At 69.1% G+C, this 11,734-nt stretch carries 14 protein-coding genes and 1 pseudogene; 7 read left to right on the forward strand and 8 right to left on the reverse strand.

Annotated elements, in window-relative coordinates; all coding sequences use genetic code 11:
* Positions 1 to 3: 3 nt before the first annotated feature.
* The 3 genes from JF597_RS04990 to JF597_RS05000 all read left to right on the forward strand — a co-directional run bounded on the left by JF597_RS04990 (position 4) and on the right by JF597_RS05000 (position 1,928).
* Entirely contained in the window at positions 4 to 666 is a 663-nt protein-coding gene (locus JF597_RS04990) for a TMEM175 family protein (RefSeq protein WP_293989564.1), read from the forward strand.
* Between the two features lie 56 nt (positions 667 to 722).
* A complete protein-coding gene (locus tag JF597_RS04995; protein ID WP_293989530.1) occupies positions 723 to 1,559 on the forward strand; it encodes a transposase in 837 nt (278 codons plus the stop codon).
* Between the two features lie 222 nt (positions 1,560 to 1,781).
* Positions 1,782 to 1,928, forward strand: coding sequence for a hypothetical protein (locus JF597_RS05000; RefSeq protein ID WP_293989533.1), 147 nt, complete (start codon positions 1,782 to 1,784; stop codon positions 1,926 to 1,928).
* A gap of 78 nt (positions 1,929 to 2,006) precedes the next feature.
* Here the strand turns inward: JF597_RS05000 and JF597_RS05005 are convergent, their stop codons facing one another.
* On the reverse strand, positions 2,007 to 2,687 hold the full coding sequence (locus JF597_RS05005; protein WP_293989536.1) for an LAETG motif-containing sortase-dependent surface protein: 681 nt from the start codon (positions 2,685 to 2,687) through the stop codon (positions 2,007 to 2,009).
* A gap of 308 nt (positions 2,688 to 2,995) precedes the next feature.
* Between JF597_RS05005 and JF597_RS05010 the strand changes: the two are divergent.
* Positions 2,996 to 3,323: pseudogene (locus JF597_RS05010) on the forward strand (transcriptional regulator); the annotation flags it as partial.
* A 219-nt stretch (positions 3,324 to 3,542) separates the two neighbouring features.
* Here JF597_RS05010 and JF597_RS05015 read toward each other — a convergent pair.
* From JF597_RS05015 to JF597_RS05025, 3 genes are all read right to left on the reverse strand, one after another.
* Positions 3,543 to 4,520: a CU044_5270 family protein gene (locus tag JF597_RS05015; RefSeq protein ID WP_293989539.1), complete on the reverse strand. Its 978-nt coding sequence runs from the start codon at positions 4,518 to 4,520 to the stop codon at positions 3,543 to 3,545.
* Positions 4,517 to 5,113 (reverse strand): sigma-70 family RNA polymerase sigma factor, encoded by a 597-nt coding sequence (locus JF597_RS05020; RefSeq protein ID WP_293989542.1) that lies wholly within the window; start codon positions 5,111 to 5,113, stop codon positions 4,517 to 4,519. The genes JF597_RS05015 and JF597_RS05020 overlap by 4 nt, the downstream gene beginning before the upstream one ends.
* Positions 5,114 to 5,546: 433 nt before the next feature.
* Positions 5,547 to 5,714 carry a hypothetical protein gene (locus JF597_RS05025; protein ID WP_293989544.1) on the reverse strand — a complete coding sequence of 56 codons (168 nt, stop codon included), beginning with the start codon at positions 5,712 to 5,714 and terminating at the stop codon, positions 5,547 to 5,549.
* On the opposite strand from JF597_RS05025, the gene JF597_RS05030 reads away from it, so the two are divergent.
* From JF597_RS05030 to JF597_RS05040, 3 genes are all read left to right on the forward strand, one after another.
* Positions 5,713 to 5,940 (forward strand): hypothetical protein, encoded by a 228-nt coding sequence (locus JF597_RS05030; protein ID WP_293989547.1) that lies wholly within the window; start codon positions 5,713 to 5,715, stop codon positions 5,938 to 5,940. The two genes, JF597_RS05025 and JF597_RS05030, sit on opposite strands and share 2 nt — an antisense overlap.
* A 390-nt stretch (positions 5,941 to 6,330) precedes the next feature.
* On the forward strand, positions 6,331 to 7,254 hold the full coding sequence (locus JF597_RS05035; protein WP_293989550.1) for a helix-turn-helix transcriptional regulator: 924 nt from the start codon (positions 6,331 to 6,333) through the stop codon (positions 7,252 to 7,254).
* Between the two features lie 275 nt (positions 7,255 to 7,529).
* Complete coding sequence (locus tag JF597_RS05040) at positions 7,530 to 9,005, forward strand: aldehyde dehydrogenase (protein ID WP_293989552.1); 1,476 nt, start codon at positions 7,530 to 7,532, stop codon at positions 9,003 to 9,005.
* 245 nt (positions 9,006 to 9,250) lie between these two features.
* Here JF597_RS05040 and JF597_RS05045 read toward each other — a convergent pair whose 3' ends face one another.
* From JF597_RS05045 to JF597_RS05060, 4 genes are all read right to left on the reverse strand, one after another.
* A complete protein-coding gene (locus tag JF597_RS05045) occupies positions 9,251 to 9,865 on the reverse strand; it encodes an NAD(P)H-binding protein (protein WP_293989555.1) in 615 nt (204 codons plus the stop codon).
* A gap of 136 nt (positions 9,866 to 10,001) precedes the next feature.
* Complete coding sequence (locus tag JF597_RS05050; RefSeq protein WP_293989558.1) at positions 10,002 to 10,433, reverse strand: ester cyclase; 432 nt, start codon at positions 10,431 to 10,433, stop codon at positions 10,002 to 10,004.
* Positions 10,434 to 10,456: 23 nt separating this feature from the next.
* Positions 10,457 to 10,825, reverse strand: a complete 369-nt coding sequence (locus JF597_RS05055; RefSeq protein ID WP_366916378.1) for an alpha/beta hydrolase fold domain-containing protein — start codon at positions 10,823 to 10,825, stop codon at positions 10,457 to 10,459.
* Between the two features lie 6 nt (positions 10,826 to 10,831).
* Positions 10,832 to 11,734, reverse strand: a 903-nt coding sequence (locus JF597_RS05060; RefSeq protein ID WP_293989561.1) for an oxidoreductase, incomplete at its 5' end; no start/stop codon positions are given.

Below are 11,734 nucleotides of genomic sequence, written 5' to 3' on the forward strand. Positions count from 1 at the left end.
CTTATGGTCAGGGGTGTGAGTGGCCACCAGCGAGTGCAGGACGACAAGGTGGGCGCGGCCCGATTTCTCGCGCTGTCGGACGGCGTGTTCGCCATTGCGATGACGCTGTTGGCGTTGGACATCACGTTGCCCGACGGGCTGGATGCCGCCGGTTTCAGGCATGCGCTGGGGGAGGCGATGCCCAAACTGTGGGCATATGCCCTCAGTTTTGTGGTCATCGCGGCATTCTGGCGAGGTCACCACCAGATCTTCCGGTACGCACAGGAGGTGGACGGCGCGGTCATCCGGATCGGGCTGCTGTGCCTTGGGCTCGTCGCCGTCATGCCCTTCCCCACCACCTTGCTGGCCGAGTACGGAGACCTGTCGCAGGCGGTGGCCGTCTACTCCGGCGCCGTCGCGGCCGTGGGGGCGGCTCAACTCGCGCTGACGGTCGCGATGTGGAAGCGCCCGTGGCTGGGCAGCGTGGCGCTTTCCGATCCCGTTACGCGCAACGACGTGGCCGATCTGGCGTCGACGGTGGTGGTCTTCGCCGTCGCCGTGCCGCTCGCCTTCGTGTCCCCGACCGGTGCGAAACTGTGGTGGGCAGTGTTGATCTTGGTCAAAGCTGTCACGAGCAGGAGGGCCAAGCGCCTGCGCGTGGCCGCCCAACAATCTGCGGCCGAATAAGGTGCTTGGTGCTCGGTGTGTCCCCCCGGCCCCGTGGCATGAAGAACCCGTCTGTCATGGAACGGGAAGGCAGCCGTCCGGGAGCGAACGGATACGGGGGGAACGCGCCCCCTGGCCTGCTGGAAGCCAGCCGGCTGCGCCCCGTGGCCGCCGCCGCGCCGGGCCTTCGGCGACCTGATCCGGACACTCCTCGAGTTCGCCGCACGCTGCCCCGATCCGCCGAAGGTGGAGATCAGCGCGGTCCAGTACGACGCACCGGGCCGTGCGGACCGCTCGCGGCGCTCGCTGAACTCCTCTGGCGTGACGAGGGCACCGAACAGGACGTTCACGACCTGCTGCGCTGGCAGTTGCGGGAGAAGCGGAAGCGATTAGCCGACCGGAGCCTGGTGGTCCTGGACACGCAGAGCGTCCACGCTTCCGTCGGGGTCCCGGCCACGACGACGGGCCGGGATGCCGCGAAGAAGGTGCCGGGCAGGAAGAGATGCCTGGCCGTGGACGTGTTGGGCCTGGTCATCGACTGCGTCGTCCTGCCCGCCTCCGCGCACGACAACACCGCCGGCATCGCCCTGCTGGACGGTGTCGCCGAGCAGTGCGACACGGTGACCAAGGCACTGGTCGACCAGGGCTTCAAGAAGAAGGTCGTCGAGCACGGCGAGAACGTGGGCATCGACGTCGAGATCGTCGAGCGCACCCCGGACGACAAGGGCTTCGTTCCGCAGGCCAAGCGGTGGATCGTGGAGCAGACGAACGGTATCATGATGTTCTACCGCCGTCTCGTACGCGACTACGAACACCGCCCCGCCTCCTCCCGCTCCCGCGTTCTGTGGGCGATGACCTCCGTCATGAGCCGCCGCCTCACCGGAGCCACCATCGCCTCCTGGAGGACCGCATGAGCGAGAACTGGCCGACCAAGCCGGGCAGTTCCGGGCCCGCATCGAAGAACTCGCCCGGAACTCGGCGAACTCGACGCGGAGAGCGAGAACCTGCGCATCACCCGCAAGACCCTCCTCACACTCCCGCTGCCCTCACCCGCCGCCGGACCGGACCGCCCCGACATCCCGGACCACCCCGCCTACCAGCAGATCCTCACCGCCCTGGCCGCCGCAGGCCGGGCGATGCGCGCCCGCGACCTTTGCCAGGCCCTCGACCTGCCGATCCTCCCGAAGAACACCGAAGGCATCCGCTGCAAACTGAAACGCCTGGTCAGCCGGGGCATCCTCATCGAACCCGAACCCGGCTTGTTCACCTGCCCGGGCGCCTGAGGACCACCCCCCACCCGCAACCAGCGGTCCTTCCCCAACCTCAACCACGAAACGGACAAGAGCTCGCATCCCGCACTCTCAGTGGGAGCGGTGTGCCGCTCGGCGGCGCAGCGCGACGACAATGCCGCCCCCGGCCACGACCAGGGCCGCGGCGATGCCGGCGATCACCGCAGTGCCGCTGCCCGCGCCGGTCTCTGCGAGGTCGGTGCCACCGCCCGGGGGCGACGGGGCGCTGCTCGCACCCGGCACGGCGGCTGGGCTGCTGCTCTCTGCTGGGCTCGGCAACGTGGTCGGGGTGGCGGAAGACGCCGAAGAGGCAGTCGCGGTCGCCGAGGAGGAGGGGCCGGAGGGCTCGCAGGTCTCGTCCGCTACGACGGTCAGCGGCTGGATGTCGTCGTCGACTTGGTCGCCCGCCTTGACGTGGACCCGGAAGGTCTCACCGGCATACCAGTCCAAGGGGTTGAGATCGGCGGTGGTGCCCTGCGAGGTGGGGTGCTCGATTGTCTCTGTGTCGACCAGCCGTTCGCCGCCGGGCATGCTCAGCTGCAGGTAAAGGGTGACGGTGGCCGGGGTACCGGAGGCGTCCTTGTCGGTGACGCGGATGACGCCGTTGCCGCCTGCGTCGCACACGGCCGCTGCCGAGAAGTCGCTGATGCTGTTCGCCAACGCCGTGTGGGCGGCACCGACGGAGAGTGCGGCCGCAGCGCCGAAAGTACCTATGACACGTGCCGTTTTGGCGACGTGATGGGAAGAGAACACTCTTTGTCCTTTGGTCGATCAGGATGCGACGAGACGATCCCCGGCAGGCGAGTCCCGGAAGTCCACAAACCCCCAACGTCTACAAGCCCGTCGAGCCTCCTGTCAAAGACGCATCATCGCAGGTCATGGCGCCGTGAATAGGTGGTCATGATCCGGCCTGAGGTCGGTCAAGCGATGGTCATGGGCGGGCCTGGGGCGCCGTACGCACGCGCAGGAAACCGGTGCGTCTTCGCCCCTCACGTGGTGCCCGCCGTACGTGCCTTGCTGACGTTGCCCTGGCCGGCCCGCTCAACCTTCTGACGGAACGGCGCACCCCCGACCAGGTCCTGCGCGAAGAGGCGTACTCCTGGGCCCGCGCCCTCACCGATGCGGAGTGCGAGCGCTGGTACGTGGTGGGCGCGGACGTCAACATGGCCTTCGTCGCCGCGGCGAACCGCCTGACGGTCGGCCTCTGCGCGCCGGTCCACGTCCAGAGACCGGCCTTCGGCAAGAAGCTGGCCGGCTCCTGGCTGGGCGACCTCTCCCACATCGAGCTGGGAGCCTGCGCCCAGCCCCTTCACCCCGACCGGCGACCGGCCGGCCCGGCCTGGTACGCCACCGACCGTGGCCTACGCGGTGGAGCTCGGTTACGACGTCGGTTGGCGGCGGTGGCGACGGACTGCCGTAACGAGCCAGGCGCGGAGGGTGGCGGCGAAGTCTACCCGGCGGGATGACGAGGCCCCCGGCGCGCACTGCGCCCTGGCCACGGCGTACTAACTACCCTCGCCCCACGCGTATTTGGCCGTCAATACAGCCAGTCCGTGACAGATGACGACGAGAGGCGCCCGGTGTCGCACCGGGCGTCCCTCGTGGTGCTCAGGGGTGGGCGCCGGGTTTGTTGACGATGCCCCAGGCGGCGCGGGCGCTGACCATCTCTCCGTCGTTGCGGATCTGCCCGAAGTAGGCGTAGCTCTCGGGATCAAAGAAGATCTCCTGTTTGCCCTGCCAGCCTGAGGGCGTCTTTTCGGCGTAGTTCACGCTCACGCCGATCGCCGCGCGGCCGAGCGGGTCCTTGACGCCGGTCGTCACCCGGGCGCCGGGAATCTTCGCGAGAGCCCGGAACAGGCCTGCCTGGACGTTCGGCGGGATCAGCACCGACCGGTACAGGACGTCGATCTCCCGCCAGTCGCGCTGTGCGCGCGTCTCCCCGTTGATGGAGCCGATGGCGTGCTCCTCGCGGATGCGCTTCATCATGCGGTCGGGGTCGCTCGGCAGGGTGGCGAGGAAGCGGTAGAACTGCCGCTGGGAGCGGTCGTCGTACCCCTCCCGCTTCCACTTCTCCTCCTGGTTGGGGCCGTACCAGACCTGGAGCTCGTCCGGGTCGAACTCCGAAATGTCACCGGCCGGGGGGATGCCGGGCAGAGTGGCCTGTCCGGTGCCGTCCCAGCGGGTCCACTCCTGGCTGGTCTGCGGCTTGCCCTGGACGAAGACGGTGCTCTTCTCGTACACCCACTGCTTGGGGCCGGGTTCGGTGCCGTCTTGCTTCTCGACGGTCGCGGCGGCCAGTTCGAGAGCGTCGGCGGAGGCGCCCGCCGACAGCACCTGGGGGCGCTTCCCGGCGGGGGCGCGGGGGCTGTCCTCGGGCAGCGTCGCGACGATCCCGGCGGTCACGGCGAGGGCTCCGGCGGTGGCGGCGCCGACCAGGATCATCCGGCGCCTGGGAGAGACTGCGCGCCCGCGGTGGGTCTCCTGCCGGAGCGCCGCGGTGAGCCGGGCCCGCGGTGCGGCGAGCCGGTCGGCGTCGGGAAGGGGGGCGTCGGCGCGCAGGCCGCGGGTTTCGGAGAGCTCGTTCATGCGGGGTCACCTTCGTGTACGCGAGCTTCGGTGAGGGGGCCGCCGGCCGCGCCGGTTGCGGTGCGCAGCTTGCGGCGGGCGCGGTTGAGGCGGGAGCGGACGGTGCCGACAGGGATGTCGAGGGCTTGGGCGATCTCCTGGTAGCTGAGGTCGGCCCAGGCGAAGAGCAGCAGGACGTGCCGGTCACCCGCGGAGAGATGGGCCAGCGCCCCGGCCAGTGGGCGGGCGGCGGCCTCGGCAGCCAGGCGGTCGTCGGCGGAATCGGTCCAGCTGTCGGCGACCGGGTCGTGGCCGGTGCGGGCGAGCAGCTTCAGCGCCCTGACCTCCTCCCGGCGTTGCCGGCCGATCTGTTTGGCGGCGATGCCGTACAACCAGGGCCGCACGCCGGCGCGGGCCGGGTCGAACCGGGCCCGTATCCGAAAGGCGGTCAAAAACGTTTCGGCAGTGACGTCGTCGGCTGCGTCCCGGCCCAGTCGTCGGGCGACGTACTGGTGGATCGCCGGGGCGTGACGCTCGAAGAGCGCTGCGAAATGCTCGGGTTCGGCGAGTGAGGCCGCGATGAGCTCGGCGTCGCCGCCGGCCGAGTCGGTCATGGACTGTCCGTCCGTTGGTGGGGTCGGTGGGTGTCAGGATGGCGGGTGTTCACACCCTGTACTTGCCGATCCGCGGCGAACGGGTTCACGCCCGGCTTCGTAGATGGATGCGGGCTCTGGCCGACTTCGTGCACCGGTCTTGCGCCACACCGCGCCCAAGGTGTCCCGGGAGATCGTGTCCCCTCTGGCGCGCCGCCGGTGATGTCGCCGACGATGACGTTGTATGACGAGCCCCAATGCCCGCCCGCTGTGGGAGCGGTCGCGGACAGCCAGCTACGACGGCTCGCAGTTCCCCTTGTGCTGAGCGGGCTCGCCTCGAGCAGGTCCAGGGCTCGGCGGGGATGAGAAGCCCTCGGCCGCCGCTGATTCACAGCGGTTGCCGGGAGCTTCTCGGGGCCGCCCGGAGCCGAGGGGGTACGGCGCCGTGCGGCGATCAGGGCGAGACGCCAGTAGGCGCCTTGGCAGCGGGCACCGCGCCTTGGAGCCGGTCCAGCCGTTCGTGCAGTGCCCGCAGCGTACGGGCCAGGCTGGCCAGCCGCGCAGCCTGTGTTTCAGGTTCCTCATCTTCTCGAATCCCGGCCAACTGGCCGATCTTCAGCATGTTGCTGAAGGAGAGGGCGCCCCCGAGCTGGGGGCAGCTGGAGGAATCTCACCGGGCCGCCGAGAAGATCCGGATCACCCGCAGGACGCTGCTGGAACTGCCCGAGCCGGCCGCGCCCCGGCAACTGCCGGACCATCCGGCCTACAAGCAGATCACGGTGGTGTTCACCACGGTTGACGCCTTGCTGCGGGCCGCTCGCACACCTGCGGCAACAACACCCGCCTGAAGCTCAAGAGGCTCGCCGAGCGCGGGTCCTCGCCGAGATCGAGCAGGGCTTGCTCATCCAGCCGCGGCCGCAGGCCGCCCGGGGCCGCCGCGACCTGCCAACTCACACCGGACGAAGCAGCGAATTGAACATCAGGTCCCATACCGCCCTCTGACACTCGGGCCTGCAAAAGGCGCCAAGGCCGCCGCCGGCACCCGCCGGGCCACCCTCCGTAAATATCGTGATCGGCCCAGCGACAGTGGCGAGGACCGACGACACCGCGGCTCGATGAGCGGCCCCTCCCGGAGGGCCCGGCCCGAGCGAGGCCCCCCAGCTGTGCCCGTGACAGATCCGCTGGGGGGTACTGAGCGTGACTCGTTGGCGGGCGAGCGGCGGCGTACCGTCAATTGCATGAGCGATGGCAAGCAGGTCAGCCCCGGGGTGCGGGAAGAGATTCGCGCGTTCCTGGCGACTCGCCGCGCACGGTTGACCCCTGAGCAGGCGGGTCTCACGGTGTTCGGCGGCGATCGGCGGGTCAAGGGTCTGCGCCGCGAGGAAGTCGCGGCACTGGCCGGCATCAGCGTTGAGTACTACATACGCCTCGAGCGCGGCGACGCAACCGGTGTCTCGGAAGCGGTCCTCGACGGCATCCATCATGCGTTGCAGCTGACCGATGCCGAGCGGGCGCACCTGAGTGACCTGCTCGATGCCAGGCGCTCCCGCCGACCCGCGCCGCCCACTGCACGGCCGCGGCTGCGGCCGCCGGTTCAGCGCATCCTCGACTCGATGACCACCACCGCGGCGTTCGTGTTCACCGGCTGCCTCGACATCATCGGCGCCAATGCGCTCGGCCGAGCGCTCTACGAACCGATGTACGCCGACCCGGGTCGGCCGGTCAACACCGCCCGCTTCGCGTTCCTCGACCCGGCGGCCCGTACCTTTTGGCGCGACTGGGACAGAATCGCCGATGACTCTGCCGAACTGCTGCGCGCCGAAGCCGGCCGGACGCCGTACGACACGGAGCTCACGACCCTGATCGGAGAGCTGTCGACGCGGAGTGAAGACTTCCGGGTCCGCTGGGCTCGCCATGACGTGCGCTCGTACGCCACTGGCGTCAAACGCGTCCACCATCCGGTCGTCGGCGACTTCGAGCTCGCATACGAATCGACCCGGCTGGCCGACCCCGGTCAGCTAATGATCATGTACACCCCCGAGCCGGACACCCCGTCGGAGGACGCGCTGCGGATGCTCGCCAGTTGGGCGGCGCCGAAGTCGCGCGTGGATCAGCCGCCCCCGGCGGGCGACCCGCACGCCACCGGGCGCGAACCCGGATAACCGTCTACGCAGAGCAACTGTTCGTCTGCGGCCCGTCTTCGGACGGCTGCTCGCCGTGCCCCAAAACAGCTGACCGCCTCTGCGGGCGGACGACCCGACCGCAGCGTCTCCCGCTCGGACATCTCGCCGCCTTCGCATTCGGCGGATGCACCGCGACTCCCACCATCCGCGCCGTTCCAGCCTGCCCGCACACACCGCGGCTGCGTCACTCGACCAGCAGTTCCGAAGCATTCCGGACTCTTTCCGAGCCGTTCGCTCCTTACAAGGAGATTCCCATGAACACCGTCCAGAACCAGATCCCCTTCGACCGGCCGATGTTCTTCGTCGGCGGCAACTGGGTGGACCCCAGCACCGATGAGCGCCATGTGGCCTTGGAAGCCGCCACCGAGGAACCCATCGGCATCGCCGCGATGGCCGGCCCCACCGACATCGACGCCGCCGTCGACGCCGCCCGTGCCGCCCTGGAGAGCGGGCCCTGGGCCAGCAGCACTGCAGCGGAGCGCGCCGAGGCCATGCGCCGTTTCGCCGACGCGTGGGACAAGCGAGCAGACCTTGCCAGCACCCTCGTGAGCCGCGAGAACGGGATGCCCATCGCCCTGTCGCGACAGACCAACGGGCTCGGTCCGGCCGGTCATCTACGCCGCAACGCCGATCTTGTCGAGAATTTTCCCCTGGAAGCGCTCCGCCCCAGCATGCGGGGAGCCACCATCGTGCGCCGCGAACCCGTCGGTGTCGTCGCGGCGATCACTCCCTGGAACTTCCCGCTCGGGCTGGCACTGAGCAAGCTCGCCCCGGCCCTCGCGGCCGGCTGCACCGTTGTGCTCAAGCCGTCGCCGGAAACCGCGCTCGACAGCTATCTGCTGGCGGACGCCGCCCTCGAGGCCGGCCTGCCCGCGGGTGTGCTCAACATCGTCCTCGCCGACCGGGAGGCCGGCGCCTACCTGGTGAGCCATCCCGGCGTCGACAAGGTCGCCTTCACAGGCTCCACTGCGGCCGGTCGCGCGATCGCCGCCGAATGCGGGCGTCTGATCCGCCGGTGCACTCTCGAAATCGGCGGCAAGTCCGACTCGATCGTGCTCGACGACGCCGACCTCGACAAGTTCGTCGACGGTCTGGACGGCGCCTCCTTCATGAACAACGACCAAACCTGCACCCTCCAGTCCCGGATCCTCGCACCGCGCTCGCGCTATGACGAGATCGTCGAGGCCGTGGCCGGCTTCGCCTCCGGCCTCGTCGTCGGCGACCCGCTGGATCCGGCGACGACCTGCGGCCCGATGGCCAGCAAGACCCACCAAGAGCGGGTGCTCGGCTACATCGGGGACGCCCGCGCGTCGTCGGCCCGTCTCATCACCGGCGGCGGGCGCCCCTCGGGCCACGACCGCGGCTGGTTCGTCGAACCGACGGTCTTCGCCGACGTGGACAACTCCGACCGGCTCGCCCGCGAGGAGGTGTTCGGACCGGTCCTCGCCATCATCGCGTACGACGACGTGGCCGACGCCGTACGGATCGCCAACGACTCCGATTACGGGCTGGCCGGGTCCGTCTGGACCCAGGACGAGGCACGGGGCATCGAGGTGGCCCGGCGAGTGCGCACGGGCACGATCGGCGTCAACTACTACGCGATCGACTTCAACTCCCCGTTCGGCGGCCTGAAAGCGAGCGGCATCGGCCGCGAGTACGGTCCCGAGGGGCTCAGCAGCTACCTGGACCACAAGTCCATCTACACCAGCGCCGACCATCTGCCCGCCTGACACCGCCTCTTGTGGTGGTCGCCATCCGACCCGAGGCCGGCGACCGTCACAGAGTCGGGCGCAACGGTGATCGGGCGGCAGCGGCCTGATTCGCACAATGGAGCGGGTAAGAACACCCGGTTCGGCGACACCGGCGTTGGCCGCACGCTCATAGCGGGCGGCGGCTTCAGGAGAGGCGCTGTGCTGCAGCGCGCCGTCATGGGTGCGGCCCGACACGACGACGCCGGAGGGTGCGGCGGACGTGGTCAGTTCTGCACGTAGACGGACTGATTCAGATAGCGCTCCTGTTCCAGATTGTCGAGCATGAAGTCGGCGAGGTCGGCTCGGGAGATCCTGCCGAGGATGGATCTGCCTTGGTAATCCCCCTGCCGGTAGGCGCCGGTGGCGGGGCCGAAGGTGAGGGTGGGCGGCTGGACGATCGTGTACGTGAGGCCGGAAGGGCGAACCAGCGCATCCTGCCGTTCCTTCGCCGAAAAGCCGGAACGGGCGAAGAGGCGGACTGCGCCCACCACGCCTCGCATCGCGGGGTTGAGTCGGCGTCGGCTGATCACGCTGGTACCGAATCCGGTGAGCGCTTCCACGCGTTGTACGCCAGTGTTGCGCATCGCGGCGAGTATGGCGCGGGAACCTGTGTCGCAGACGTCGCCAAGGCTGATGATCACTGCTTGGGCTCCGGTGAGGGCCCTCTCCAGGGCTGGCACGCAGTCGAGTTCGGCGACCGCGACCGTCAGATTCGAATGAGAGAGCGTGATGTGGGAGGGGTCGCGGGTGACGGCGATGACCTCGTGCCCCCTCCGCAGTGCTTCGGGGATGAGAACGGAGCCGACACTGCCGCTGGCGCCGAAGACGGTCATTTTCATAGCAGTGCCTTCTCCAGGTCCGTGATGCAGGTGTGACACTGCCGTCGGAGGAAGATGCGGACCGGCGACTGGGACGATTCCGGCAGTGTCCGTGGATGCTGGCCGGGATCATGTCGCGCCGGTACGGCTCGCTGTGTCAGGAGGCGGAGGGCAGGCTGGTAATGCCGAGTTGCAGGAGCATGGCGAGGATGTCCTCGACGAAGGTCGCCTCGGCGATCTTGCCGTCGTGGATGCGATAGATCCCCACGCCGTTCCACTTTGCAGGCTTGTCCGTGGCGGGCATACCCATGAAGGGGCCCGTGTTGACGCCGCTGTTGGTGAACAGCGCGACGACGGTGTCGCCGTCGGCCAGGAACCGCTGCGGCTCCAGGTGCATGCCGGTGAACGCGTCGGAGGCGTTGGCCTCGGCGAACTTCCTGAAGTCCGCCAGGCCGGGATACTCGCCGAGACTGCCCCCGCGCCAGACCATGTCCTCGGTCCAGTAGCGGTCCAGGGCGGGGAGATCGCCCCCGTTCAGGACGGTGTCGATGAATCCCTGGACGACGGAGATGTTGACCTGCGCGTTCATGTGGTGCTCCTGCGGTCGGTGGATCAGGCGGAGAGACGGGCGTTGAACCAGGAGGAGATGCGCTCGACGACAGCGCGGCCGGTCCCGGGGGCCGTGTTGTGAAGCCGTGGACGCCGTCGGGGCCATACATCGAGGTCGGCGTGGTTGCCGACGACCTGCCAACGGGCGGACATGAACAGGCTGTCGTGCAGAAGCGGATCGAGCGTGCCCGCGGTGAACAGGGCAGGCGGGAGGTTATCCAGCTTCGCGAAGAGCGGGGAGAGGGACGGGCTGCGCAACTGTTCGTCGTCAAGGCCGGGGAAGGCATTGGCAACGAAGCCGCGGACCCCGTGGCCGGGCAGGACGAGGGTGGCGTGGTCGGCGAAACGCCGGCTGGGACTGGGGGCCTCGATGGCGTATCAGGGCCGGAAAGCGACTTGAGTCAGCCGTTCGCTCTCCGCCCACAGGCGTGCGCCCTGCTGCAGATCGTCCGCGCCGCGGGGGAGCCTGGCAGGCTTCGGTGTGCCGGAGGTCTGATCGCGTCCCGAAGGGCCGATGAACTGCCCGCTCACCACGTCGGAGGCGCTGGCGGCGTACAGCGACGGCCACGCAGCTCCCTCGGACGAACCCATGAGCAGGCGCTCGGCAATCGGGGTGAACACCCTGGCCAGGGGGCCATTGCCGTGCTGCTGAAGGTTGGTCATCGCGGCCCCCGGGTGGACCACCAACGCCTTGAGGGGCGTGCCGGCGGTGCGCCTGGCGAGTTCGAGGGTGTAGACGATGTTGGCGCGCTTGGATTTGGCGTAGGCACCCATGCCCCGGTAGCTCTTCTCGCTCATCAGGTCCTCGAGCCGGCCCATGGGCCAGCGCGCGGCGATCGCACTGACCGTGATCACCCGAGGCGCCGGGGAGCGGAGAACGGCGGGCCACAACTGCGCGTCGAACGCGAAGTGGCCGAGATGGTTGGTACCGAAGGTCATCTCGAATCCGTCACGCGTACTCTGACGGGTCGGCAGGTTCATCACCCCGGCGTTGTTGAACAGCAAGTCGATCGTCTCGGTCTCGGCGATGCGAGAGGCCGCCTCGCGGACCGAGGTCAGGTCCGACAAGTCGACCACCAGCGTGCCGGTCTCGGCCTTCGGTGCCACGGCAAGCACCTGCTGCACCGCTTTGCCGAGGTTGGCCTCACTGCGTCCAGCAAGGATGATCCGCGCGCCACGGGCAGCGAGCACACGCGCAGTCTCCAGTCCGATGCCGCTGTTGCCGCCTGTGACGAGGGCCGTGCGTCCAGTTTGGTCCGAAATTGCATCGGGGGTCCAGTG

The organism is Streptomyces sp. (assembly GCF_019510245.1).
In the GTDB taxonomy this organism is placed as follows: domain Bacteria; phylum Actinomycetota; class Actinomycetes; order Streptomycetales; family Streptomycetaceae; genus Streptomyces.

Excerpts from the sequence above, each read along its gene's own strand:
- JF597_RS05050 (WP_293989558.1), bottom strand. The coding sequence starts at position 10,433 with ATGAACGCGCAGGTCAACATCTCCGTCGTCCAGGGATTCATCGACACC.
- JF597_RS05015 (WP_293989539.1), bottom strand. The coding sequence starts at position 4,520 with ATGAACGAGCTCTCCGAAACCCGCGGCCTGCGCGCCGACGCCCCCCTT.
- JF597_RS04995 (WP_293989530.1), top strand. The coding sequence starts at position 723 with ATGGAACGGGAAGGCAGCCGTCCGGGAGCGAACGGATACGGGGGGAAC.
- JF597_RS05000 (WP_293989533.1), top strand. The coding sequence starts at position 1,782 with ATGCGCGCCCGCGACCTTTGCCAGGCCCTCGACCTGCCGATCCTCCCG.
- JF597_RS05035 (WP_293989550.1), top strand. The coding sequence starts at position 6,331 with ATGAGCGATGGCAAGCAGGTCAGCCCCGGGGTGCGGGAAGAGATTCGC.
- JF597_RS05045 (WP_293989555.1), bottom strand. The coding sequence starts at position 9,865 with ATGAAAATGACCGTCTTCGGCGCCAGCGGCAGTGTCGGCTCCGTTCTC.
- JF597_RS04990 (WP_293989564.1), top strand. The coding sequence starts at position 4 with ATGGTCAGGGGTGTGAGTGGCCACCAGCGAGTGCAGGACGACAAGGTG.
- JF597_RS05030 (WP_293989547.1), top strand. The coding sequence starts at position 5,713 with ATGTTGCTGAAGGAGAGGGCGCCCCCGAGCTGGGGGCAGCTGGAGGAA.
- JF597_RS05025 (WP_293989544.1), bottom strand. The coding sequence starts at position 5,714 with ATGCTGAAGATCGGCCAGTTGGCCGGGATTCGAGAAGATGAGGAACCT.
- JF597_RS05020 (WP_293989542.1), bottom strand. The coding sequence starts at position 5,113 with ATGACCGACTCGGCCGGCGGCGACGCCGAGCTCATCGCGGCCTCACTC.
- JF597_RS05040 (WP_293989552.1), top strand. The coding sequence starts at position 7,530 with ATGAACACCGTCCAGAACCAGATCCCCTTCGACCGGCCGATGTTCTTC.